Annotated in this window: 18 protein-coding genes and 1 pseudogene; 7 read left to right on the plus strand and 12 right to left on the minus strand. The window is 59.7% G+C overall.

The window, feature by feature from the left end; translation table 11 throughout:
- Positions 1 to 31: 31 nt before the first annotated feature.
- Positions 32 to 1051, minus strand: a complete 1020-nt coding sequence (locus AYR47_RS20885) for a LacI family DNA-binding transcriptional regulator (RefSeq protein WP_033900391.1) — start codon at positions 1049 to 1051, stop codon at positions 32 to 34.
- 259 nt (positions 1052 to 1310) lie between these two features.
- On the opposite strand from AYR47_RS20885, the gene AYR47_RS20890 reads away from it, so the two are divergent.
- From AYR47_RS20890 to AYR47_RS20900, 3 genes are all read left to right on the plus strand, one after another.
- The gene (locus AYR47_RS20890) at positions 1311 to 3299 is read left to right on the plus strand and encodes a hypothetical protein (RefSeq protein ID WP_061436664.1); all 1989 of its coding nucleotides are present in this window, start codon (positions 1311 to 1313) and stop codon (positions 3297 to 3299) included.
- 148 nt (positions 3300 to 3447) lie between these two features.
- Positions 3448 to 5499 (plus strand): hypothetical protein, encoded by a 2052-nt coding sequence (locus AYR47_RS20895; RefSeq protein ID WP_061436668.1) that lies wholly within the window; start codon positions 3448 to 3450, stop codon positions 5497 to 5499.
- 255 nt (positions 5500 to 5754) lie between these two features.
- The gene (locus AYR47_RS20900) at positions 5755 to 8010 is read left to right on the plus strand and encodes an autotransporter outer membrane beta-barrel domain-containing protein (RefSeq protein ID WP_061436670.1); all 2256 of its coding nucleotides are present in this window, start codon (positions 5755 to 5757) and stop codon (positions 8008 to 8010) included.
- A 55-nt stretch (positions 8011 to 8065) separates the two neighbouring features.
- Here the strand turns inward: AYR47_RS20900 and AYR47_RS20905 are convergent, their stop codons facing one another.
- The 5 genes from AYR47_RS20905 to AYR47_RS20925 all read right to left on the minus strand — a co-directional run bounded on the left by AYR47_RS20905 (position 8066) and on the right by AYR47_RS20925 (position 14545).
- Positions 8066 to 8653 carry a LysE family translocator gene (locus AYR47_RS20905; RefSeq protein WP_061436671.1) on the minus strand — a complete coding sequence of 196 codons (588 nt, stop codon included), beginning with the start codon at positions 8651 to 8653 and terminating at the stop codon, positions 8066 to 8068.
- 36 nt (positions 8654 to 8689) lie between these two features.
- Positions 8690 to 9544: an AraC family transcriptional regulator gene (locus tag AYR47_RS20910; protein ID WP_061436672.1), complete on the minus strand. Its 855-nt coding sequence runs from the start codon at positions 9542 to 9544 to the stop codon at positions 8690 to 8692.
- A gap of 73 nt (positions 9545 to 9617) precedes the next feature.
- Positions 9618 to 10259 (minus strand): DUF1345 domain-containing protein, encoded by a 642-nt coding sequence (locus tag AYR47_RS20915; protein ID WP_061436673.1) that lies wholly within the window; start codon positions 10257 to 10259, stop codon positions 9618 to 9620.
- A gap of 38 nt (positions 10260 to 10297) precedes the next feature.
- Entirely contained in the window at positions 10298 to 13396 is a 3099-nt protein-coding gene (locus AYR47_RS20920) for an efflux RND transporter permease subunit (RefSeq protein ID WP_061436674.1), read from the minus strand.
- A 6-nt stretch (positions 13397 to 13402) separates the two neighbouring features.
- Positions 13403 to 14545: an efflux RND transporter periplasmic adaptor subunit gene (locus AYR47_RS20925; protein WP_033901517.1), complete on the minus strand. Its 1143-nt coding sequence runs from the start codon at positions 14543 to 14545 to the stop codon at positions 13403 to 13405.
- A gap of 171 nt (positions 14546 to 14716) precedes the next feature.
- Between AYR47_RS20925 and AYR47_RS20930 the strand changes: the two genes are divergently transcribed.
- Together AYR47_RS20930 and AYR47_RS20935 are read left to right on the plus strand one after the other, a co-directional pair.
- A complete protein-coding gene (locus AYR47_RS20930) occupies positions 14717 to 15418 on the plus strand; it encodes a response regulator transcription factor (RefSeq protein WP_010210801.1) in 702 nt (233 codons plus the stop codon).
- A gap of 3 nt (positions 15419 to 15421) precedes the next feature.
- Complete coding sequence (locus AYR47_RS20935; protein ID WP_033901516.1) at positions 15422 to 16723, plus strand: ATP-binding protein; 1302 nt, start codon at positions 15422 to 15424, stop codon at positions 16721 to 16723.
- Here the strand turns inward: AYR47_RS20935 and AYR47_RS20940 are convergent, their stop codons facing one another.
- Genes AYR47_RS20940 through AYR47_RS20950 form a run of 3 tightly spaced genes read right to left on the minus strand, consistent with a single transcriptional unit; the run spans position 16724 to position 18477 of the window.
- Complete coding sequence (locus AYR47_RS20940; protein WP_061436676.1) at positions 16724 to 17392, minus strand: anti-sigma factor; 669 nt, start codon at positions 17390 to 17392, stop codon at positions 16724 to 16726. It lies immediately after the preceding gene.
- Positions 17389 to 17904 (minus strand): sigma-70 family RNA polymerase sigma factor, encoded by a 516-nt coding sequence (locus AYR47_RS20945; protein WP_061436678.1) that lies wholly within the window; start codon positions 17902 to 17904, stop codon positions 17389 to 17391. Before AYR47_RS20945 ends, AYR47_RS20940 begins: the two co-directional genes overlap by 4 nt.
- A 51-nt stretch (positions 17905 to 17955) precedes the next feature.
- Positions 17956 to 18477 (minus strand): DUF3455 domain-containing protein, encoded by a 522-nt coding sequence (locus tag AYR47_RS20950; protein ID WP_033901512.1) that lies wholly within the window; start codon positions 18475 to 18477, stop codon positions 17956 to 17958.
- A gap of 138 nt (positions 18478 to 18615) precedes the next feature.
- On the opposite strand from AYR47_RS20950, the pseudogene AYR47_RS20955 reads away from it, so the two are divergent.
- A pseudogene (locus tag AYR47_RS20955) lies at positions 18616 to 19387 on the plus strand (class I SAM-dependent methyltransferase).
- Between the two features lie 91 nt (positions 19388 to 19478).
- Complete coding sequence (locus AYR47_RS20960) at positions 19479 to 20264, plus strand: sulfite exporter TauE/SafE family protein (RefSeq protein WP_061436680.1); 786 nt, start codon at positions 19479 to 19481, stop codon at positions 20262 to 20264.
- Positions 20265 to 20409: 145 nt separating this feature from the next.
- On the opposite strand, the gene AYR47_RS20965 is transcribed toward AYR47_RS20960, so the two are convergent.
- The 3 genes from AYR47_RS20965 to AYR47_RS20975 all read right to left on the minus strand — a co-directional run bounded on the left by AYR47_RS20965 (position 20410) and on the right by AYR47_RS20975 (position 23167).
- Positions 20410 to 21267: an IS3 family transposase gene (locus AYR47_RS20965; RefSeq protein WP_033901970.1), complete on the minus strand. Its 858-nt coding sequence runs from the start codon at positions 21265 to 21267 to the stop codon at positions 20410 to 20412.
- The gene (locus tag AYR47_RS20970) at positions 21264 to 21557 is read right to left on the minus strand and encodes a transposase (RefSeq protein WP_033901971.1); all 294 of its coding nucleotides are present in this window, start codon (positions 21555 to 21557) and stop codon (positions 21264 to 21266) included. Before AYR47_RS20970 ends, AYR47_RS20965 begins: the two co-directional genes overlap by 4 nt.
- A 377-nt stretch (positions 21558 to 21934) precedes the next feature.
- Positions 21935 to 23167, minus strand: coding sequence for an acyl-CoA dehydrogenase family protein (locus AYR47_RS20975; RefSeq protein WP_061436682.1), 1233 nt, complete (start codon positions 23165 to 23167; stop codon positions 21935 to 21937).
- Between the last annotated feature and the right edge of the window lie 49 nt (positions 23168 to 23216).

Genomic DNA, 23216 nt, shown 5'->3' on the forward strand with positions numbered 1-23216 from the left:
CTCTGAAACCGGTTTCATTTTTAAGCGAAAATCAAAGCTGTGGGAGCTGTGTTGAGCCTCGGATAATCAGTTGGGGCAAGAAATCCAGGGTACGCGTCGGCTCGGTGTCGCCGCGCAAGCGCTTGAGCAGGCAGTCGAACGCCGAGGCGCCAATGGCGTCGGTGGGTTGGGCGAGGGCGGTGATGCCGCTGCCCACCAATGGATACCAATCCAGGTCATCCAGGGCGATCAGGCCTACGTCATCGAACAGGTTGCAGCCCAGATTCTTCAGCACACGGGTGCAGGCCAGCGCTGCGACGCCGTTGGCACAGAACAGTGCCTTGGGGCCAGGTTTTGCGAGAAAGGTTTGCAGGTGTTGTTGCAGCGCGTCATCCAACTCCAGCACGGCACCGGTCAATTTCGGACGGTTGGCAATCTCAGCCTTGAAGCTCTCCAGGCGCTCCAGGCGCGAACTGGTGCCATCGGTGGCTTCGCTCACCAGCAGCACATCGCGATAACCCTGTTGCTCCAAGTGCTCCACCGCCATGCGCACGGCTGCCGGGTTATCCAACCCCACCAGATCGCTGTGCAGCGGCTCGACTTTGCGGTCCACCAGCACCAGGGGCATTTCCCGTTGCAGTTCCAGCAGTTGGTCGAGGTGATGGCCGAGGGTGTTCACGATCAGCCCTTCGATGTTGTACGAACGCAGGGCCGCCAGATGCTGACGCTCTTGTTCGTCATCGCGGTCGGTGTTGCACACCACCAGGCTGTAACCGTGTTGGCGGCAGGCGGTTTCGACACCGTGCATCACGGCAATGGAATAGGGGTTGCGGATATCGGCCACCAGCATGCCGATCAGGCGCGTGCGGCCACGCTTGAGACCACGGGCCATCTGGTTGGGGCGGTAGCCGAGTTGTTTGATGGCTTGCTCGATGCGCAAGGCGATGGCATCGGAGAGCAGGGCGCGGTCGTCGCCGATAAAGCGTGACACGCTGGCCTTGGAGACACCGGCGCGTTCGGCGACGTCGAGCATGGTGACGCGGCTGCGCTGGGCGGCGGAAAATGGGGTCATGAGACGAGCCTTTCTTATTGGAATAGACGACTGGCGCACTATCTGAAACCGGTTTCAGAAGACACCATGCAGCCTGAATCGTCAAGAAAAAACCGTGAGAGTCTCCCGTCCAATGGGTCGTAGAACGACCAACGGTCCACCTTACCTGTGAATTCTGACAGTTTCGGATGCATCAAATTGAGTATTTAATTTCTTCAATAGTCGACCAGTAGTTCCGTCGTTGCTGGTTCTTTCTCGTTGCAGCGTTGAGGAAGTTGTTATGCCAACCACCTCTAGTTCAGGCACCGGCACTGGGGCATCGTCTTTGAATGCGAAGGGTGTTCTGTCACTTGCTCCAATGGATATCACCGGCGTGGACCCCTTAGACCCAACGGGTCTAATAAAAAGAAATGTGTTGCTTGCAGACCTGGAAGTGAAAATTTCCATGTGGGGGCCGGGGCCTGTGCCGCTGGATAGCCCGCATATTCTTGACCTCATTTTGATGCAAGGGGCCACTGTTATTTATACGCAATCAAAGACGGTCACTGCGCCACCCCCGCCGTTTCCTATTGAGCATGTGCTGTATATTCCCACTCTTGTCATGCAATCGTTAGCTGGCTTAGTTCAGCTGTATTACGTCGTCACAGATTCATTTGGTGGTCCCAGCGAACTAGACCCCAAAAGAACACTCACCATCGATCAGAGCAACCCGGAGTTACTAGATCCTGCCGATCATCTCGAGTTTGTGGTGCCTCCATCACCTGCAGTGGATGAAACCTACCTGCTAAATAACGATCCGGTCGCACTGCACCTTCTCCCTTATACAGGCCGCAGCGACGGAGATGACATTCACCTCTATTTGTCCAATTCTGCAAACCCTCCGGTTGCCGGGCCAGATTATATTTATAAGTTAGTGTTGAGTAGCGATCCATTGATTGTCTACTTGCCGGCGGACAAATTCCGTGTGTTGATCAGTGGTGCTGCGTTTATCTTTTACCGGATTTTTGACAGGGCCGGATATTTCAGTGTGCGCAGTGCCGGTCTTCCATTTCAGCTTTCGTTAATTCCATTGCCCGGGCCACGGCCACTGCCAGAAATCTATCCGCCTGAACGTTACAGTGATTTGCTGATCAAGCGTGATGACGCCCGCGCCGGTATTTTTGTCAGGATTAATGCATACACCAATTGGGCGCCGGGGGATAAGGTCCGCGTTCACTGGAAAGGCCGTCCCGCCCCGCTCCAGGATGTAATTGGTTTCCCCACCGACGTGCGGATTGACTGGCCGGTGCTACGCGGACCGTTGACGGACCCACTGGCCTCAGAAACAGTGCCGGTGCGCTTCGATATTATTCGCGGCAGCCTGCCGCCATTTTCGTCCTACGCGATACCTGTCAATGTCAACACAAAGATTGCCGGCCAGGACCACGTCAACGCGCCAGCCTTGCTCAACCTGAATCTGCCGCTGACGGAGGTGCGGGGGCTTGTCTCCAATACCAAAAACGTGGTCAACCATGATGACAATCCGGCAGGTGCTCGTGCGCGTGTATTGCTTTATGAGGATCCACAGCCTGGTGAGGTCTTGGGCTTTTATTGGAACGGGATTGGGCCCGTGGCCTCCTATACCGTCCAGCCCGGTGACGTGGCAGGCCAGTTGGTATTTTCTACGGTAATCCCCTGGGCCGTGATGGAAGGCTTCATACATCCTGCACTGCCGGTGTATTACACCACCAGTAACGGAGTGAATGACCAACAGTCTGATAATACATTCGTGAATGTGAATACTGGCACGCTGATTCAATTTCCAGCGCCTGTTCTAAAACATACCTTGGTGGGCGGTGCGGGCAATTTGTCTTGTTGCTCCAAGCCTGAAGTGTTTTTTGGTGTCCATTGGCATGTCACCGCTGATCCGCTCTTTGAACTGAATGACGTGATCAGGTTTTTCTGGGAGGGTTATGACAGTTATAACTGGGTGCCACCGGTGATTGATGAGTCAAGATTTGCTGAAAATGGCGTTTTCAATAACGGCAATGACCTGGCCAACGGATTGAATTTTGTTGTTGCTCCCTACGAAGAAAAAGTTGTTCCTATGAGAGACTTTGGCAGCGCGAAAGGCTGGTACCAAGTCAGGCGCGGTGGTGTACTGATAGGTGAGTCTTCGCCTAGAAGAATTCATGTTGATCTGAACTATAGCGCGCCAGGTTATTGCAAGGCGGGCGATGTAATCTCATGTTCAACTACGGGGGTGGCAACACTGCTGTCGAGTAAATAATGGATTTCGGTTTTCGGCAGCAGTTATTGTTGTCGGTGGCCGAAGTTTTCAGGTCGTATTTATAAAGATTAAACCTCAGCAATGTATCGTTGTGCGTTCGCGCACGCCTTGAAACTATTGTGCTACCTGAGTAACACCGGAGATCAACATGAAAAAGAATACGTTGGACACTATTCGATGCTTTGAGAATTCACGCAGGGCCAATCCAGGAATTTCCGCTCTTCCTGACGGAGTACTAGAGGATCAGGTCCCAGGCTTTCCCGGCTTGCTGAAACGCGCAGCCTCATTGAGCGAAAACACAAAACTCATTGTTCCCCGGCCCGACGACTTCAGTACGGACCCACTTGAACCCGACTTTTTCAGTCTGTGGATCAAGCCAAATGATGCAGCCGACTTCGGTGATCCTTATTTGACCCAAAGTGTGTCTTCACTTCCGGCAACCGGGCTCGAAGTGAATATCGCGCGTGCTCGGCGTGCCCCTGGTATTCACCAGATCAAATATTCGTTTTTCGTTTTCAAAGTGGGTAACACCACCGAGTCTCTACCCCAGTTATTGATTGCTGACCTTGAAGGGGCCTATGAGGCTTATGTTGGAACCATTCCTGCACCTATTCCACCCAGTGACCTGCCTGCTTCCGTGGGGGCTGATTACTTCATGAGCAAGCCGAATGAATCTGCAATTTTTACCATTCCTGACTATGTTCCTTATGGCAAAGCCCCCGGTGATCGGGCACTGTTCTTTTTCGCCAATTCGGATGATCCCTACCTGCCCGTTGTAGGTAACCCTGATCCGTATTGGCCAATTCCCGCCGATCGCACTTTCCCCCTGCCGCTATCGGTCGTTCAAGGGGCTCCGGATGGCGTCCACAGCTTGCGGTATCTGATCGTCGATGCGCCCGGCAATCCGATGTACAAACAGTCGGGTGCCTTCAACTTTGACGTAAGCCTGTTTCCCAAACCCAGCAATTTCAAAGCTCCCACCATCGATTTGGCTGTCCCCGGTGATGGGTTGACCGACCGTGCGGACGTTACGGCACTCAACGGTTTGACGGTGCGTATCCCTGGCTATGACAACGTCTTACGCGCTGACGATGAATTGGTGGTCACCCTCACCACCAGCCTCGGTTCGCACACTGAGCTACCTTTTCCCGTGGGCAGTGCAACTTTCCCGGTCCCCATCCAGATCGATTACGCCACGCTGGTAGCACTTTACGGTGCAACGGTGGGGCTGTTGCCCTTGACGGTTTCTTATTCGGTCAAGCGCCGCACGGTTTCCTATCCAGCAGTCTTGACTGCGACGACCGATTTGGATCTGTTTGTTGTAGGGCCTACACCGGGTGGTTCAGACCTGATCAATAACAAACTGAATCCAGTTCGGGTGATCGGTAGAGACTTCTTGGGCGCAGAGGGGCCTGACAATGAACTGACTCCCGACCATGCCACTCGCCCTGCTATTGCGCGCATTAAGCTTTGGAGTGATCCACCCACCCCCGACGCTCGAGCCTTTACGATCAGGCTCTATTATGACGGGCTTTTTGTACCTCCCGCCCTGCCTGTTCCCAGTGGCGTCGCGGATCAAGAAATTGACATGGTCATCCTCTGGCCCGCGATCGTCGCCGGAAAAAACGGCACCAAACTGGCGTATTACACCATCGAATCGGCGGGCACCACCAATAAACAGCAATCACCCCTTACGCCTGTGAACGTGACCGCGAACTTTGTCTCGCTGGATAAACCGGTAGTGCAAAACCTTACGGCGAACGTCTTCATCAACTGTGACAGCTTCGTACCCAAAGGGCCTCCACCCGGTAATCTGGTGGTGTTTATCCCGCCAAGCACTGAGTTTGCATTGAATATGGTGGTGACGTTGCACTGGCAGGGTTATAGCGATGATGCCGCTACTGCGGGTATGGAGGTGCCCGCTGCGGTGGGTACTGCAACTCACACAATCATGCAACAGTCCGACATCAACCTGGGGTTCACGATCAACCTCGGGCCCTATGCAACGATCTTCAAAACTATTCAACCGACGTTTGCGACAAGGCTTGCAGGTTCCGCAAAACTCTTCTACAGCATCCCGCAGGCAGGTGGAGGGAGCCTGAACTCCAATAATGCGATCCAGCGTGTACGCGGCCAGAAATCCGGGGCGCCGGGCACTAACGGGACCTTCTGCGATGGTAGCGCCGTACCCGGCCCATAGTGAGTGTTGAGAGGCTAGGCCAAAGAGCGATTAATTCGCTCTTTGGCTTTTTTATGGAAAAAAAAACCTTCCCATGTAGGCAACAGGAGAGTTCTCCTGAAGCAAAACGCCTATAGATGCAACTACTTAGGATAAGTCCTACATATACCGGTAATCACTCTGGATACCTTGGCACCGCTCGATTGGCAGGCTCCCACGCACTTTGGAACCAGCCAGATTCTTGCGTAAAGGAACGCCAACCCAGAGGTACATCAAATGTCATCTGTATTCAATTTCAAACCATCGCCTTTAAGTCTCGCGTTGAAAGCCAACGCTGTCACGTTGCTGATGCTCATGGCACACGCGGCGGATGCCCGAAGCATCACCGCCCCCGACGATTTCGTGCTGCCGGGCTCTCCCTCGGACCGCTACGAGTTGCAACCAGGTTCCGGATTTACCGTCAAAGGTGCAGTCACCAAGGATATTCGCGCCCAGTCCGCGACCTTGGTGGTTGAACCGGGCAGTTCCACCCAGGACATCACGGGGTTCAACTCCGATATTCGTATAGACGGTTCTGATGTGATTGCGCGCAGCACGGCGCCTGCCGCTGTGCATGCCAACGACAGCAAGGTATTGATCACCAACAGTAACATTATCAACAACAACGGCACCGGGCTGATCGCCGCCCGTACCGACGGCAGCACAGTGGGTTCTTCCGTGAAGGTCGTCGACAGCACGATCACCGGCACCCAACGCGGGGCCACTGCCAGCGCCTATAGCGTGCTGGACTTGATCGGTACAAAGGTCGAAGCAACCGGTGCCAGTGGTTTGGGGCTGGCTCTCTATAGCGGTCAGGCCAATGCCACCAACAGTCAGATTGTGGGTGGCAAAAATGGCGTGCTGATGGGCATCGATGGCAGCTCTGGCGTGCTGGGCAGTACGCTGGTGCTGGACGGCTCCAGCGTTGAAGGCAAGAACGGTGCTGCGATTGTCACCCGCGAGGGAACCCACGCGGATATCCAGGTCCGCAACGGTTCGAGCCTGCTCGGTAGCAACGGTAATCTGCTCGAAGTGACCAATGGCTCCACCGCCAACTTCAATGTCGACCACAGCGCGTTGTTCGGCGACATCGTGGTCGAAGAGGGCAGCACCGCCAAAGCGCAGCTCAACAACGGCGCCTGGCTGACCGGCCAGTTGAAAAACGTCGCCGAGCTGAGTGTGAATGACGCCTCCCATTGGGTACTGGTGGGCGACAGCAATGTCGATGCTCTGAAAATGGGCGGCGGCGCCGTGCATTTTGGCGGGCCGGATGAGTTCTACCAGTTGGACGTGAAGAGCCTGGAAGGCAACGGTACGTTCATCATGAACACCGATTTCCTGACCCATCAGACCGACTTCCTCAACGTGGCAGGCAAGGCTGAAGGCAACCATAGCCTGATGCTGGCCGCCAGCGGCTCGAACCTGGCCGACGGCGAGCCGATCAAAGTGGTCCACACCGAAGGCGGGGATGCGCAGTTCAGCTTGGCCAGCGGTACGGTGGATGTCGGGGCGTACGCCTACGGTCTGCAGAAGGACGGCACCGACTGGTTCCTCGACCCCAACCGTAAGGGCACCAGCACCAGCGCCCATTCGGTACTGGCCCTGTTCAACAGCGCGCCCACCGTGCTGTACGGCGAAATGAGCATCCTACGTACGCGCATGGGTGAACTGCGCTTCAGTGAAGGCGCTGGCAACGGGATGTGGATGCGCAGCTACGGCAACAAATTCGACGTGGCGGCGAACAAGAACGGTGCGGGCTACACGCAGAACCAGAAGGGCTTCACCATCGGTGCCGATGCGCCACTGTCCGGCGGTGACGGCCAGTGGATCGCGGGTGTGATGGCCGGTCACAGTGCCTCCGACCTCAGCCTGACCCGTGGCAGCAGCGGCGAAGTGAAGAGTTACTACGTGGGTGGTTACGCCACCTGGCTGGACGCCGAAAGCGGGCTGTACTTCGACGGTGTGGCCAAGCTCAACCGCTTGCACACGGAAAACGACGTGACCATGAGCGATGGCAAGAAAGCCAAGGGCAACTACGCGCAAAATGCCGTGGGCGCCTCGGCGGAGTTCGGCCGTCATATCAAGCTGGACAACGACTTTTACGTGGAACCCTACGGCCAGTTGTCGGCAACCATTACTCAGGCGCAAAGCTACGAGTTGACCAACGGCCTGCAGGCCAAGGGCGACCGTTCCAGCTCCGTGGTGGGCAAGCTCGGCGTGACCGCCGGCAAGAACATCCAGCTGGAAAGCGGCGGTGTGTTGCAGCCTTACTTGCGTACCGCTGTGGCCCATGAGTTCGATCAGAGCAACAAGGTGTTCATCAACGACCAGACCTTCAACAACGACCTGTCGGGCTCGCGCATCGAGCTGGCGGCCGGTTTGGCGATGTCGGTTTCGGAGAACGTCAAGTTGCACGCTGACGTCGAAACCAGCCAAGGCAAGAAGATCGATCAGCCGTGGGGTGTCAACTTCGGTGTGCGTTACGACTTCTAACGTTGTCGTTGAGTTGAACAGGGGGAAGCCAAGGCTTCCCCCTTTTTTTTTGCGTTCAGATCAGCACGCTCAGCCACGCCGAGCCCAGCAGAAGCAGGGCCATGCACCGGTTGAAGCGCTGCATGGCGTTTGGCGAGCACAGAAGCCGGCTCGACCCCGCACCCAACACCGCCCAGGCCCCGAGGCACGGCAGTGCTATCAGGAAAAACACCAGGGACAGCACCAGCACCTGGCTCTGGCGTTCTGCACCGTGACCCGCGAATACACTGACCACGGCCAGCGCCATCATCCAGGTCTTGGGATTGATCAATTGCAGGCCGGCGGCGCCGCGCAAGCCCAGTCGCTTGTGTGTTGACTGCACCTCTATGGCCGTTGCTGGCGCGCTGAAAATCTGCCACGCGAGATAGCTCAACCAGGCCACACCGGCCCATTGCATGGCACTCTGTACCCTGGGCAACTGCACCAGTGACTGGCCGACGCCCGAGCCCACCAGCAGCACAATGCCCGCCGCGCCCATGCAAGCCCCCAGAATGATCGGCAACGCGGCCTTGAAGCCGTAGCGTGCGCTGTTGCTGAGCACCAGGATATTGGTGGGGCCTGGGGTGATGGACGCGACAAAGGCAAACAGGATAAATGGCAGCATGGTGGACTCCGAACAATCAATCGATGGAGTCGATCTTCACAAGCCCGCGGGTGACCTGTCTGGAAGATTTGAGCAGCGCTTGCGGTACGCCGCAGGCGTCAACCCATAGGCGCGCACGAACCAGCGGCCCAGGTGGCTCTGGTCGGCAAAGCCCAGGGCAATCGCCACATCTGCCGGTTGGTCGCCCCTGGCCAGCAAATGCCGGGCGCGGGCCAGGCGCAGTTGCACCAGATAGGCGTGGGGTGGCAGGCCAAACGCGCTCTTGAACGCACGGGTCAGGCGGAAGCGGTCGACGCCACACGCAAGCGCCAGTTCGTCCATGCCCACATCAAACTGCAAATGGGCATGCAGGTATTCCCGCGCCTTGTGCGCCACCAAGGGCAATCGCGGGTCGTCGCGGTAGCGGGTGCGCCAGTAGAGTTGGCCGGTGAGGCGCTCCAGCAATTGGTCCATGGCGCGCTGGCGCACGATGCGCAGTTCGCCGCTGTGCAGGGTCTGGAAGGCTTGGCTGGTGGCCAGGGCCAGGCGTGGGTCGCTGGTCAAGGTGCTGGCGAAACTCAACTGGCTGTCCAACGGCGCCTCTTCGAACACCGCACTGACTTCCCGCGCCAGCCAGTGCGGATCGAGGTAGAGCATGTGGTAGGTGAAGCCGTCTGCGGTGGGCGCGTCACCGTCATGCAGCTCGCCGGGTTCCACCAGAAACACCTGGCCCGGTACGCTATTGTGGCGCGTGCGGCGGCAGTTGAATTGCTGCACGCCTTGTTCAGTGACGCCGATCAGGTAGCTGTCGTGCCAGTGAGGGTCGTAGGCGTGGCCTTCAAAATGCGCGCGCAGGGTCTCGATGCCGGTGTCGGCGTCCTGGGACAGGTTGATCCAGTTGTGCGCGGCCATAAAACACCGGGGCGGACTAAGTGAGGCCATTAGCGCCCAACGCGTGCCGGGCGTCTAGAAGGTTTGTGCAGCGTCAACCGAACAGCCCGGCGGCGATATTGATCGAGAACCCCAGGATCGCGGTGTTGAACAGAAAGCCGATCAACGATTGCCCCAGCACCACTTTGCGCATGCCACGGGTGGCGACGCCCACGTCGGAGGTCTGCACCGCCACGCCGATGGTGAAGGAAAAGTACAGGAAGTCCCAGTAATTGGGGGTGGTCAGGCCCTCGGCAAAGCGCAATGCCGGTTCCTTGCCGTCCCAGGTGTAATACAGGCGGGCGTAATGCACGCTGAAGATCACCCCGATCAGCAACCACGAACCGATCACGGTCAGCCCGGTGAAGCCGTAGTGCAGCAGGCGCTCGGAGGTCGCCAGGTCTTTACTGCCCACCAGTTCGAAGGTGATGGTCGCCAAACTGGCAATGGCGGCGATGCACACCGTGAACAGCACCAGGCCGGCGTTCTCATCTTCGACCTCGGCGATGCGTTTGACGTCTTCGGCTTTGGCACGGCGGGTCAGCCACAGCATGAGCACCAGGTAGGTCCAGACGCCGGCGTTCCAGCCAATGAGGATTTTGCTGACGAGGGTGTCGGCCGGCACCAGGATGCCCACGGCAATCCCGAACACGGCGGCGGCGGAGAGGCGGGGGTGGGTGCGGGCTAGAAACGACATAGGTGCTCACAACGCAGGCGGTTGTGAGCACCATAGCATCACTCGGTCTTGTGGCGCTTGCGCACTAGCTTCATGACCACCACGAAGAACACCGGCACAAACACCACCGCCAGCGTTGCGGTGATCATCCCGCCGATCACCCCTGTACCAATCGCCTGCTGGCTGGCCGAGCTGGCACCGGTGGCAATCGCCAGCGGCACCACGCCAAGGATGAACGCCAGGGACGTCATGATGATCGGCCGCAGGCGCAACCGTGCGGCTTTCAAGGTGGCGGTGACCAGGTCTTCGCCCTGGTCATACAGGTCCTTGGCGAACTCGATGATCAGGATCGCGTTCTTCGCCGAGAGGCCGATGATGGTGATCAGGCCGACCTTGAAGAACACATCGTTGGGCATGCCGCGCAAGCTCACCGCGACCACCGCGCCGAGTACACCGAGCGGCACCACCAACAACACCGAGGTCGGGATCGACCAGCTTTCGTACAACGCCGCCAGGCACAGGAACACGATCAGCAGCGACAAGCCCAGCAGCAAGGGCGCCTGGGAACCGGACAAGCGTTCCTGCAACGACAGACCGGTCCATTCCTGGCCAAGACCTGCCGGCAACTGGCTGACCAGGCGCTGGATCTCGTCCATTGCCTCACCGGTGCTGTGCCCCGGAGCCGCTTCACCGGAAATCGCGATAGCCGGGTAGCCGTTGTAACGGGTCAGCTGCGTCGGGCCCTGGGTCCATTTGGCTTCGACAAAGGACGACAGCGGCACCATCTTGCCAGCGTTGTTGCGCACGTTGATTTTCATCAAGTCCGCGACCTGGCTGCGCTGGTCGCCTTCAGCCTGCACCACCACCCGCTGCATGCGGCCCTGGTTGGGGAAGTCGTTGATGTAGGCCGACCCGATGGCCGAGGACAACACATTGCCTACGTCCGCAAACGATACGCCCAGCGCGTTGGCCTGCTTGCGGTCCACTTCCAGTTGCACTTGCGGGGCTTCGGCCAGGGCGCTTTCGCGCACGTTGGCCAGGATCGGGCTTTTCTCGGCGGCGGCCAGCAATTCGGTACGCGCCGCCATCAGCGCGGCGTGGCCAACACCACCACGGTCCTGCAGGCGGAACTCGAAACCACTGGAGGTGCCCAGGCCATCCACCGGCGGTGGCAGCACCGCGTAGGCAATTGCATCCTTGAGCTCGCTGAAGGCCATGTTGGCGCGGTCGGCAATCGACGAAGCCGAATCATCGCTGCTGCGCTGCGACCAATCCTTAAGCGTGGTAAACGCCAGCGCGGCGTTCTGCCCGGAACCGGAGAAGCTGAAGCCCATGATCATGGTGGTGTCGCCCACCCCAGGTTCCTCGGCGTTGTGCGCTTCGATCTGCTCGGCCACCTGCACCGTGCGGTTCTTGCTCGCGCCGGGCGGCAATTGGATGTCGGTGATGGTGTAGCCCTGGTCTTCCACCGGCAGGAAGGAGGAGGGCAGGCGGCTGAACATCCAGCCCAGGCCTACCAGCAACACCAGGTAGATCAGCAGGTAGCGGCCGCTGCGCTTGAGGGCGTAGGCCACCCAGCCTTCATAGCGGTCGGTGAGCCGTTCAAAGCGCGTGTTGAACCAACCGAAGAAACCGCCTTTGGCATGGTGTTCGCCCTTGGCAATCGGCTTGAGCAAGGTGGCGCACAGGGCTGGGGTCAAGGTCAGGGCGAGGAACGCCGAGAACAGGATCGAGGTCGCCATCGACAACGAGAACTGCTGGTAGATCACCCCCACCGAACCGGCCATGAACGCCATCGGCAGGAACACCGCGACCAGCACCAGGGTAATGCCGATGATGGCCCCGGTGATCTGGCCCATGGCCTTTTTCGTCGCCTCCTTGGGCGACAAGCCCTCGGTCGCCATGATGCGCTCGACGTTCTCTACCACCACAATGGCGTCGTCCACCAGGATGCCGATGGCCAGCACCATGCCGAACATGGTCAATACGTTGATCGAGAAGCCCAGCAACAACATGGTGGCGAAGGTGCCCATCAGGGCAATCGGCACCACCAGCGTCGGGATCAAGGTGTAGCGCACGTTCTGCAGGAACAGGAACATCACCGCAAACACCAGCGCCATCGCTTCGAGCAGGGTGTAGACCACCTTGGTGATCGAGACCTTGACGAACGGCGAGGTGTCGTACGGGATCTTGTATTCCACATTGGCCGGGAAGTAGCGCGACAGCTCGTCCATCTTCGCCCTCACCAGCGTCGCGGTGTTCAGCGCATTGGCGCCCGGCGACAGCTGCACGCTGACAGCCGTGGACGGCTTGCCGTTCAGGCGGGTGGAGAACTGGTATTCCTGGCTGCCGACTTCAACCCGCGCCACATCGCCGATGCGCACGGTGGAGCCGTCCGGGTTGGCCTTGAGCACGATGTCGGCAAATTCCGCAGGTGTCGAAAGCTGGCCCTTGACCAGGATCGCGGCGGTGATTTCCTGGGTGTTGGTGCCCGGCAGATCACCGATGCTGCCGGCCGAAACCTGGGCGTTCTGCGCGCTGATCGCGGCGTTTACGTCGGCCGGCGTCAGGTTGAAACCAATCAGCTTCTGCGGGTCGATCCAGATGCGCATGGCGCGCTCGGCACCATATAGCTGGGCCTTGCCCACACCGTCGAGACGCTTGAGTTCGTTCATCACGTTGCGCGCCAGGTAATCACTCAGCGCCACGTCATCGAGCTTGCCGTCGTTGGAGGTGAGGGTCACCAGCAGCAGGAAGCCGGCGGAGACTTTTTCCACCTGCAAGCCTTGCTGGGTCACCGCCTGGGGCAGGCGCGGCTCCACCGCTTTGAGGCGGTTCTGCACGTCCACCTGGGCCATTTCCGGGTTGGTGCCCGGCTGGAAGGTGGCGGTGATTGTTGCCGAACCGAGGCTGCTCTGGGACTCGAAATACAGCAAGTGATCGGCGCCGTTGAGCTCCTGCTCGATCAGGCTCACCACGCTTTCATCCAGGGTCTGCGCCGACGCACCGGGGTACACCGCGTAGATCTCGACTTTCGGCGGCGCGACGTTGGGGTACTGCGCCACCGGCAACTGTGGGATCGCCAGCAAGCCGGCCAGCAGGATAAAGAGGGCGACCACCCAGGCGAAGATCGGGCGGTCAATAAAGAACTGCGGCATGGCGAGTTATTCCTTTACGAGCGGGCTGTCGTCCACTTCAACTTTTTCACCGGGGCGCGCGTGTTGCAGGCCTTCGACGATGATGCGGTCACCGGGCTTGAGACCGCTGCTGACGATCCAGCGATCATTGATCACCGCGCCCAGCTCTACCGGTTGCTGGCTCACGGTCTGCTCGGCGTCCAGCAGCAACACCATCGGGATACCGGCGCTGTCACGGGTGATGGCGCGTTGCGGCACGCTGATGCCTTGTTTGTCGACGGCCTGTTCCAGGCGCACGCGCACAAAGCTACCGGGCAGCAGGTCGAGGTCCGGGTTGGGGAACTCGCTGCGCAGGATGATTTGCCCGGTGCCAGGGTCGACGCTGATCTCGGCAAACAGCAACTTGCCCGGCAACGGGTAGAGGCTGCCATCGTCCTCGATCAGCGTCGCCTTGGCCTGGTCCTGGCCGACCTGCTTCAAGCTGCCGGCGCGGAAGGCGCGACGCAGGTCATTCAGCTCGCGGGTGGACTGGGTCAGGTCAGCGTGGATCGGGTCCAGTTGCTGGATGAGTGCCAGCGGCGTGGCCTCGTTCTGGCCGACCAGCGCACCTTCGGTGACCAGCGCACGGCCGATGCGCCCGGAAATCGGCGCGGTCACGGTGGCGTAGCCCAGGTTCAAGCGGGCGCGTTCGACGGCGGCCTTGTTGGCGGCGACCTCGGCGGCGGTCTGGCGCACGGCGGCGCGGGCATTGTCGTAGTCCTGGCCGCTGATGGCATTGCCTTCCACCAATTGGCTGTAGCGCTGCTCCTGCAGGCGCGCCTTGAAGGCATCGGCCTCGGCCTTGCTCAGGTTGGCCTGGGCGCTGTCGAGGTCGGCCTTGAACGGCGCGGGATCGATGCGAAACAGCACGTCGCCCTGTTTCACGTCATGGCCTTCCTTGAACACCCGTTGCATCACCACGCCGGCGACCCGTGCGCGCACTTCGGCGATACGCGGTGCGGCAATGCGCCCGCTGAGTTCGCTGGTGATGGCCAAGGGTTTGGCTTCAAGGGTTTCGACGCGCACTTTGGCCAGGGGCATCTGCGGTGCTTCGGCGGCGGAGTCGCCACACGCGCTCAGGGCCAGGGTGAGGGCCAGCAGGCAAAATGGCGCAAACAGATTCTTCGACATGCTCTTATCCCAATATTGACTGGCGCATCCTAAAGTCACCTGCGCCTTGGTGCTGTGAAGCTGTGTAGCTCGTCTGTGAAGAAATGTAAGGTGCGACGCGCGGGGCGCCGGGGGCGTATATCCTTGCACAATCCTGCAACACACCAACAAACCGCATTATTTGGAAACACCATGCCCAACATCCTCCTGGTGGAAGACGACGCCGCACTCTCCGAGCTGATTGCCAGCTACCTGGAACGCAATGGCTACCACGTCAGCGTGCTCAGCCGTGGCGACCACGTCCGTGAACGCGCGCGCCTGAACCCGCCGGACCTGGTGATCCTCGACCTGATGTTGCCCGGCCTCGATGGCCTACAGGTCTGCCGCCTGTTGCGCGCCGACTCGGCAGGCCTGCCGATCCTGATGCTCACCGCCCGTGATGACAGCCACGACCAGGTGTTGGGCCTGGAAATGGGCGCCGACGACTACGTGACCAAGCCCTGCGAGCCGCGTGTATTGCTGGCGCGGGTACGCACCTTGTTAAGGCGCAGCAGTTTGTCCGAACCCCAGGTGGCCAACGATCAGATCATCATGGGCAACCTGTGCATCGACCTGTCGGAGCGCACCGTGACCTGGCGCGAGCAGCCGGTGGAGTTGTCCAGCGGCGAATATAACCTGTTGGTGGTGCTGGCGCGGCATGCGGGAGAGGTATTGAGTCGCGACCAGATCCTGCAACGCCTGCGCGGTATCGAGTTCAACGGCACCGACCGTTCGGTGGACGTGGCCATCTCCAAGCTGCGCCGCAAGTTCGACGACAACGCCGGCGAAGCGCGCAAGATCAAGACGGTGTGGGGCAAGGGTTACCTGTTCAGTCGTTCCGAGTGGGAATGCTGAGCCATGTTCCGAGTACTGCTGCGGCTTTACCTGATCACCATCGTCACCTACAGCATGGCGATCTACCTGATCCCCTCGCTGGTGATCCAGCTGTTCGAACACCGCTACATGAACTACAACATCGAGCAGACCCGCGGCCAGCAGAAGCTGATCGTCAAGCAATACCTGCGGGCGCCGGTGGAGCGCTGGTCACAGGTGACCGAGCAACTGGGCCGCGACTTTGCGCCGCTGAAAGTGCAATTGCTGCTGCGCCAGGACGCCAGCTATACCCCGGCGGAAGAACAACTGCTGGAGCAGGGCAAGTCCGTCGTGCGCCTGGGCGAGTGGGGCTGGATGACCGAAATCAGCTCGCCGATCAACGAGCAGTTCGCGGTCAAGCTGACCATACCGCCCGACCCACTGGACATGAACGTGCTGTACTGGGCGATCAATGTGTTGATCGTCGCCGCATTGCTGGCCTGCCTGCTGATGTGGCTGCGCCCGCACTGGCGTGACCTGGAGCGCCTGAAAAGCACGGCCGCCCAATTGGGCCGGGGCAATCTGAGCGAGCGCACACACATTCCCCCAAGCTCCAACATCGGCAGCCTGGCCACGGTGTTCGACACCATGGCCGACGACATCGAACACCTGCTCAACCAACAGCGCGACCTGCTCAATGCGGTTTCCCACGAACTGCGTACGCCGCTCACGCGCCTGGATTTCGGCCTGGCCCTGGCGTTGTCAGAAGACCTGCCCGAAGCCAGCCGCGAGCGCCTGCAAAGTCTGGTCGCGCATATCCGCGAGCTGGATGAGCTGGTGCTGGAGTTGCTGTCCTACAGCCGCCTGCAAAACCCGGCGCAACTGCCGGAGCGGGTCGAGGTGGTCCTCGATGAGTTCATCGACAGCGTACTGGGCAGCGTCGATGACGAACTGGAAAACCCCGAGATCGTCATCGATGTGGCGCTCGACTGCGCTGTGGAGCGCTTCAGCCTCGATCCGCGTCTGACCGCCCGCGCCTTGCAGAACCTGTTGCGCAATGCCACGCGTTACTGCGACAAGCGCATCCAGGTCGGTGTGAAGGTGTGCGCCGAGGGCTGTGAAATCTGGGTGGACGACGACGGTATCGGCATCCCTGTGGACCAGCGCGAGCGCATCTTCGAGCCGTTCTACCGCCTGGACCGCAGCCGCGACCGCGCCACCGGCGGTTTTGGCCTGGGCCTGGCCATCAGCCGACGCGCCCTGGAAGCCCAGGGCGGCAGCTTGACGGCGTTGGCTTCGCCGCTGGGCGGTGCGCGGTTTCGCGTGTGGTTGCCCACCGTCGCCTGATCAGAGCACCTTGACCGCGCGGCCGATTGCCTGGATCGGCCCAGTGGGTTTGCCGGTCGGCGAACCGCGCGGGTCTTCCAGGGTCAGCTCGAACAGCTGGTTCTGGGTGAGCGGCGGCAGCTTGTCCAACGGCACCGAGAGCGTCTGCCCCGGCTTGACCAGGCCCAGGGACACCGGCCCCTGCCAGCCGTCGCCTTTGGTCCAGAACTGCAGGGCCTTGTCGGACGGCACGTCCATCACCCCCAAGGGAATCAACTGAATCTGCTGGTCATTGCGCGCCTGGATCACCCAACCCGGTGCCTGGCTTTGCGGCGCCACCAGCACCACCACAAAGGTCGGGTCGGCAGTGGGCGGGCGGGTCAGCAGCAGCGCGGCCAGCACCAGCGTGGTCAAAAGCCCGGCACCGGCCAGGCCGCGCCATACGGCCAGCAGGTCCCACCAGTGCGTGCGGGCGCTGGCGATGTTGCGTTCGATACGCCGCCACAGCTCGGATGAGGGCGGCACCGGTTCCGCCAAGGCGGTCAGCGGCAACAGGCGCTGCTCCCAGGCGTCCACTGCGGCGCGTAGTTCAGCGTCGTGCTTCAGGCGTTGTTCGACGTCGGCGCGTTGTTCGCCGGGCAGGGTGCCCAGCACGTATTCGCTGGCCAGTTCGTCCAGTGGGTTGCTCATGCCATGCACTCCCGCAGCGCGGCGAGGCTACGTTTGATCCAGGCCTTGACGGTCCCCAGCGGGGTGTCGAGTTTCTGGGCGATTTCGCTGTGGGAATAACCGTCGACATAAGCATGCAGGATGCACGTGCGACGGGCCGGGTCGAGTTGCTCCAAACAGGCGTGGACTTGCCCGGAGCGTGCGCTGAATTCAAAGGTGTCGGTTGCAGCGACTTGTTCGTGCTCGTCGCCCAACGGGATTTCGCGGTAATGGTTACGTACGATATTGAGCGCCAGGTGCCGGGTCACGCTGAACACCCAGCCACGGGCCGAGCCGCGACTGGGGTCAAAACTGCCGGCACCGCGCCAGATCTTGATAAATGCATCATGCACGATGTCTTCGGCCAGGGATTTGTCCCTGGCGATGCGCATCGCCACGCCGAGCAAATGGCTGCTTTCTTGCTCATACAACTGGCGCAAGGCGCGTTGATCGCCACGGGCGCAGGCCTGCAGACAGGCTTCGTAATCAAACACGGATGGCTACCCCCCAATGATCGGCATGGGGGGCAGCGTAGCCGACTTTACTCAGTTGGCCGCCCAGAAGATGTAATCCGCCTGGTACTTCACCACTTCCTGCTTGCCTTTGTTGGCCGCCGTGCACTCGCTGCTCGGCGCTACACCACCCTTGAGGGCCACACGCTGGATGTAGCTCACGCCGCTCATTGCGCCCTTGCCTTCAGCGGGGTTGGCCTTGACCAGTTGATACGGCAGGTTGCCCGCGCCCGAGGGGGCCACGGCCAACTGGGTGCCGGTGACTTTCGAACCGTCTTTGGCCTGCCAGGTGGCGGGTGGGCCGAAGTAGGTGCCGACTTGCTTGCCGCTGCGGTCATTCAACACCGCCTTGGGCCCGACGAAGGTCCACTCGGTCTGGCCGGCGGCGTTGGCCTTGTCGCGGCATTCGTAGGTGATTTCGCCGACGCCGGTGGTTTCCATCGCCACCTTATGGCCGTCCGGCACCTTGATACTGTCCGGCAAGCCGGTCTGGGCGAAAGCTGCGGGAGTGGCGGCGAGCAGGGCAGTGAGGCAGAACAGTGTTTTAGCGTTCATGGGTACGTCTCCATTTCAGTCAAACAGCGGGGGTTCTGAAAGGACTACCCAGGGCCTGCGCGATTGGATGCAGCGATTAGAAAATAAAAGTGAGAGGGCGCACACTGTGCCCCCGCTTTACCCGAGGAGAGATTGGCAATGACTGGTGTTCACACGTCTGCTCAACAGGGTTTCTCGACCCAGGCCGTCACCTACGCCCAAGGCCGGCCGGACTATCCAAGACAACTCACGGGCTGGCTCGCCGACACACTGCACATTGACGCGCATGCCAGTGTGATTGACCTGGGCGCCGGCACTGGCAAATTCACCCGCTTGCTCAGCACCCTGGCGCCGACCTTGATTGCCGTCGAGCCGGTGGCGGCGATGGGCGCGCAGTTGACCAAGCTGCTGCCGGATGTGCGCCTGGTCAATGGCACGGCTGAATCCATCCCACTGCCGACTGCCAGCGCCGACGCGGTGGTGTGCGCCCAGGCATTTCACTGGTTTTCCACCGAGGCCGCGCTGGCGGAAATCTATCGCGTGCTCAAGCCCGAGGGTCGACTGGGGCCTGGTGTGGAATGTGCGGGATGAGTCGGTGGATTGGGTCGCCGCCATCACCGCCATCATTACCCCGTACGAGGGCGACACGCCGCGTTTTCATACGGGACGTTGGCGTGAGGCCTTCACTGGCGAGTATTTTTCCGAGCCTGAAATGACCTGTTTTCCCTACAGTCATGTGGGCAGCCCTCAGGAAGTGATCATGGACCGCTTCCTCTCTGTGAGCTTTATCGCCGCACTGCCGGATGCGGCCAAGGCGGTCGTGACCGCGCAACTCCAGGTGTTGATTGACACGCATCCGGCATTGAAGGGGCGTGACACGGTTGCCTTTCCGTATCAGACCCAGGCGTATGTCTGTCATCGACTGAGTTAAAAGGCATAAAGTCAGATCATATTGATATAAGTCGTTATAAGAAAAATCGCTATCCTGCGGCCAGAAATTTATAAGGCCGCAGGTAGCTGGAATGGATGTGGGTAATTTTGGTTTTGTGGTAGCTGGCCTGATCGTTGGTTTTATCGTGGGCATGACCGGTGTGGGCGGGGGCTCTTTGATGACCCCGATCCTGTTGTGGTTTGGTATCAATCCGGCTACCGCCGTGGGCACTGACCTGTTGTATGCCGCCATTACCAAGTCGGGTGGGGTGTTGGTACACAGCAAGAACAAGAATATCGATTGGACCATTACTGGCTGGTTGACCCTGGGCAGCGTGCCTGCGGTGCTGTTGACCTTGTGGTTTCTGGCCAGTTTGCATACTGACCCTAGCGTGATGAATGCGGTGATCAAGCAGGCGCTTGGGGTGGTGTTGCTGTTGACGGCTTTGGCGATTCTGTTCAAGAAGAGCCTGTTGGCGTTTGCCCAGCGGCATGCGGGTGATAGCTATCACATGAGCCCGCGTAATTTGAATGTGTTGACCGTGGTGACCGGCGCGATCCTCGGCACCATGGTGGCGCTGACGTCCATCGGTGCTGGGGCCTTGGGTACGGTGGCGTTGTTTATTTTGTATCCGTTTCTGGCGACGCGGCGGTTGGTGGGGACTGAGATTGCGCATGCTGTGCCGCTGACCCTGGTGGCGGGGTTGGGGCATGCGAGCATGGGGAATATGGATTGGCATTTGTTGGGGTTTTTGTTGATGGGGTCGTTGCCGGGGATCTATGTGGGTAGCCATATGACGGGCAAGTTGCCTGATGCGGTTTTGCGGCCTTGCTTGGCGGTTATGTTGATGGCTATTGGTTATAAGTTGGCGTTTTAAGTTGGTGGAGGCATATCCGTTATTTAGGTAACGGCCACCTATGGTTCCGCTCTTAGAGCGGGTCACTTTTGGAAGAGTCCGAATGCGGCCCAGCCAAAAGTAACCATGGACTTGTTCCCTCAAAACGTACGCCATGAAGCGAGTGTTAAGCAGTTTGCTTCAGTTGCTTTGCGTAGTCATTAGGTGAGCTGTATCCCAGCGCCGAGTGCAGCCGTGCCGCGTTGTAAAACCCATGGATGTAGCTTGCGATTGATGCATGGGCCTGTGCTTTGCTGGGATACACACCGATGGCTTCTTCCTTCTTGAGTGTGGCAAAAAAGCTCTCTGCCACGGCGTTATCCCAGCAATTCCCCTTACGGCTCATGCTTTGCACGAAGCCTCTTTCCGCGATCATGCTACGAAAACCGCTACCGGTGTATTGTCGGCCTCGATCAGAGTGAAAAATCACACCGTGATCCACGGGCGCTCTGGTCCAGGCGTTCATGAACGCCTGTTGTACCAAGCCCTCGGGCATACGATCCGACAGGCTGTAACCCAGCACCTGCCGGGTCTGGATACTCAACACCACAGCCAAGTACAACCAACCCTGGCGGGTCGAAATATACGTGATATCCCCCACCCAGGCGGGTGCTGGGCTTGTCACGGAAAAGCGTCGTTTTAACACGTTGTCAGAAATAGGTTGGATATACCGGTTATCCGTCGAGTGTTTGAAGCGGGCTTTGATTTTTCCTCGCAGCATTTCCTCTCTCATCAGACGAGCTACTCGCTTGTGCCCTATCGCGTACGAGCGGTTATGAAGCGCCTTAACCATGCGTGGACGCCCATAAGTGCCTCGGCTTGCCCGATGAATCGCGCGAATTTCCAAGCGAATCGCCACATCTGGATCAGGACGTTTCTGACGCTTCAAATAGCCGTGAAAGCCCGACACCGAGACCTCCATCACTCGACATAACAGCCTGACTGGAAAGTGAGTCCGTTCACGGGCGACAAAGGCGTATCTCAGTTGGACTCTTTGGCAAAGAACGCCGTCGCTTTTTTTAGGATTTCTCGCTCCATTTTGAGCGTGGCATTTTCAGCTCGAAGCCGAGCCAGCTCGCTTTCCAGGTCAGAGACCGGATGCCGGGCAGGAGAACTGAGAGGACGCCCGTTGCGTGCGGCGTCCAGCCAATTACCTAAGGTTTTGACCGAGATATCCAACTGTCGGGCAGCTTCTCCTCGACCAATGCTTTCAGCGAGTGTCACTGCCTGAGCTTTGAAGTCGTCGGTGTAACTGCGGCGAGTTTGCTGTGCCATAAGTGCCTCCAAGATTGCGATTAAAATATCGCTTCTTGGCGTCCGCTGCGAGGGAACAAGTCCACCAAAAACGCTTCGCCCCAACACTCGGCACCTCGCTTAGGCTCGGTGTGCCCGAACGAAGGCTTGAATCCGTGGGCCGCCGCGATGGGCCATCCTTGGCCCAGCGCGGCTAACCCGGCGGCCCCCCAAATCACTGTCGGATTACGGGCATACCGAGCCTAGGCGAGGTACCGAGTGTTGGGGCAAGAGCCCTTTTGGTTACTTTTGGCTGGGCCGGCATTCCGGGCTCTTTTCCAAAAGTGACCCGCCGTAAGGGCGGAACCAACATCAGCCATCCCCTAAATAACGGATATGCCCCCAATCAACCCCCCAACTCAACCCCGCCCATTCCCAATCTGCCAAACAAACGGCGGCTCCACCCCATTAACCACCCAATCCCCCACAATCCGCGCCTTATAAATCACCGGATTATGCGACGACACCGTCCGCGCATTCCGCCAATGCCGATCCAGCGCCTTCCCCTGCCGCACATCCGACGCCCCCAGCGCATTAAACAACTCACTGGTAGCCCGCTGAATCAACCCCGACACCACCACCTGCGCCGTAGCCGACTCAATCTCGGCCGCCACATTGGCCTCGCGCTCCACCGCATCATCCCCCCCAAACCGCGCCACATACGCCCGTTGCGCCGGCAGCGTCGCCTTCAACGCACTCGCCTCAGCGGCATACACCAGCGCAGCCACTTCCCCCACCACCTGCAGAACCTGCGCATCCTGGCTCACATGCGCCGCATTACCATGACTGTAGATACGCTTACGGCTGCGTACCTGATGCGCCAAATCGCGCAAGGCCGCACGCCCAATCCCCGCCAAACTGGCGAGCAACACCAACTGGTAGAACGCCGTCTGGTATTTAAACCGGCTGGCAAAGTCGATGACGTTTTCCGTATCCACCACCGCATCGGTAAAGCGCGACGTGCCGCTGCCGGTGGTGCGCTGGCCAAAGCCGTCCCAATCATCACTGTGCACCACCCCTGGCTGGCGGGCGCGGGTGGCGGCGATCACATCGCCACCGGTGTCACTGCGTTGGGCATACACGTCGATCCAATCGGCGAAGATGCTGCCTGTGCTGTAGAACTTCTCTCCGTTGAGCTTCCAGCGGTCGCCGTCAGGGCTGACCTGGGTGACCACATCACCAATGGCCACATTGCCAATCTCGGTCCAGGCGCAGCCGACGATATCGCCGTCCACGAACCGCTTGAACCACAGATCCCGGCCAGCACTGGGCGGCGCGTTCAGGCGGTCTTCGGCAAACGCGAAGTGCCCACGCAGGGCCTGGGGCACGTTGGAGTCGGCTTCGGCCAGTTCGATCAGCAGTTCGAACAATTGCGGCAGGGAAGCACCGCCGCCGCCATATTCCACCGGCACGCGTACTGCGCCAAAACCGGCTTCCTTGAGCCACTGGATCGGTTCATGGGGCAGGGTGCGGGACTGTTCGCGCTCTACGGCACCGTCGGCGATGCGCTGGAAGATCGGTCGAAAGCGCGCAGCCAGGGTCGGGTAGTCGACACCGGTGGACAGGGGATTGATGACGTGTTGTTCGGTCATGGGCAAGGTTCCTGGGCAGTGATCAATCCAAGGGGGATTGCACACTCCG

The sequence above is a fragment of the Pseudomonas azotoformans genome, assembly GCF_001579805.1.
Classification (GTDB): Bacteria; Pseudomonadota; Gammaproteobacteria; order Pseudomonadales; family Pseudomonadaceae; genus Aquipseudomonas; species Aquipseudomonas azotoformans_A.

Coding starts and splice junctions, on each gene's coding strand:
- AYR47_RS20925 (WP_033901517.1), bottom strand. CDS start 14,545: ATGTCGAAGAATCTGTTTGCGCCATTTTGCCTGCTGGCCCTCACCCTG.
- AYR47_RS20930 (WP_010210801.1), top strand. CDS start 14,717: ATGCCCAACATCCTCCTGGTGGAAGACGACGCCGCACTCTCCGAGCTG.
- AYR47_RS20915 (WP_061436673.1), bottom strand. CDS start 10,259: ATGTCGTTTCTAGCCCGCACCCACCCCCGCCTCTCCGCCGCCGCCGTG.
- AYR47_RS20975 (WP_061436682.1), bottom strand. CDS start 23,167: ATGACCGAACAACACGTCATCAATCCCCTGTCCACCGGTGTCGACTAC.
- AYR47_RS20970 (WP_033901971.1), bottom strand. CDS start 21,557: ATGGCACAGCAAACTCGCCGCAGTTACACCGACGACTTCAAAGCTCAG.
- AYR47_RS20910 (WP_061436672.1), bottom strand. CDS start 9,544: ATGGCCGCGCACAACTGGATCAACCTGTCCCAGGACGCCGACACCGGC.
- AYR47_RS20890 (WP_061436664.1), top strand. CDS start 1,311: ATGCCAACCACCTCTAGTTCAGGCACCGGCACTGGGGCATCGTCTTTG.
- AYR47_RS20920 (WP_061436674.1), bottom strand. CDS start 13,396: ATGCCGCAGTTCTTTATTGACCGCCCGATCTTCGCCTGGGTGGTCGCC.
- AYR47_RS20960 (WP_061436680.1), top strand. CDS start 19,479: ATGGATGTGGGTAATTTTGGTTTTGTGGTAGCTGGCCTGATCGTTGGT.
- AYR47_RS20885 (WP_033900391.1), bottom strand. CDS start 1,051: ATGACCCCATTTTCCGCCGCCCAGCGCAGCCGCGTCACCATGCTCGAC.
- AYR47_RS20940 (WP_061436676.1), bottom strand. CDS start 17,392: ATGAGCAACCCACTGGACGAACTGGCCAGCGAATACGTGCTGGGCACC.
- AYR47_RS20895 (WP_061436668.1), top strand. CDS start 3,448: ATGAAAAAGAATACGTTGGACACTATTCGATGCTTTGAGAATTCACGC.
- AYR47_RS20935 (WP_033901516.1), top strand. CDS start 15,422: ATGTTCCGAGTACTGCTGCGGCTTTACCTGATCACCATCGTCACCTAC.
- AYR47_RS20900 (WP_061436670.1), top strand. CDS start 5,755: ATGTCATCTGTATTCAATTTCAAACCATCGCCTTTAAGTCTCGCGTTG.
- AYR47_RS20950 (WP_033901512.1), bottom strand. CDS start 18,477: ATGAACGCTAAAACACTGTTCTGCCTCACTGCCCTGCTCGCCGCCACT.
- AYR47_RS20905 (WP_061436671.1), bottom strand. CDS start 8,653: ATGCTGCCATTTATCCTGTTTGCCTTTGTCGCGTCCATCACCCCAGGC.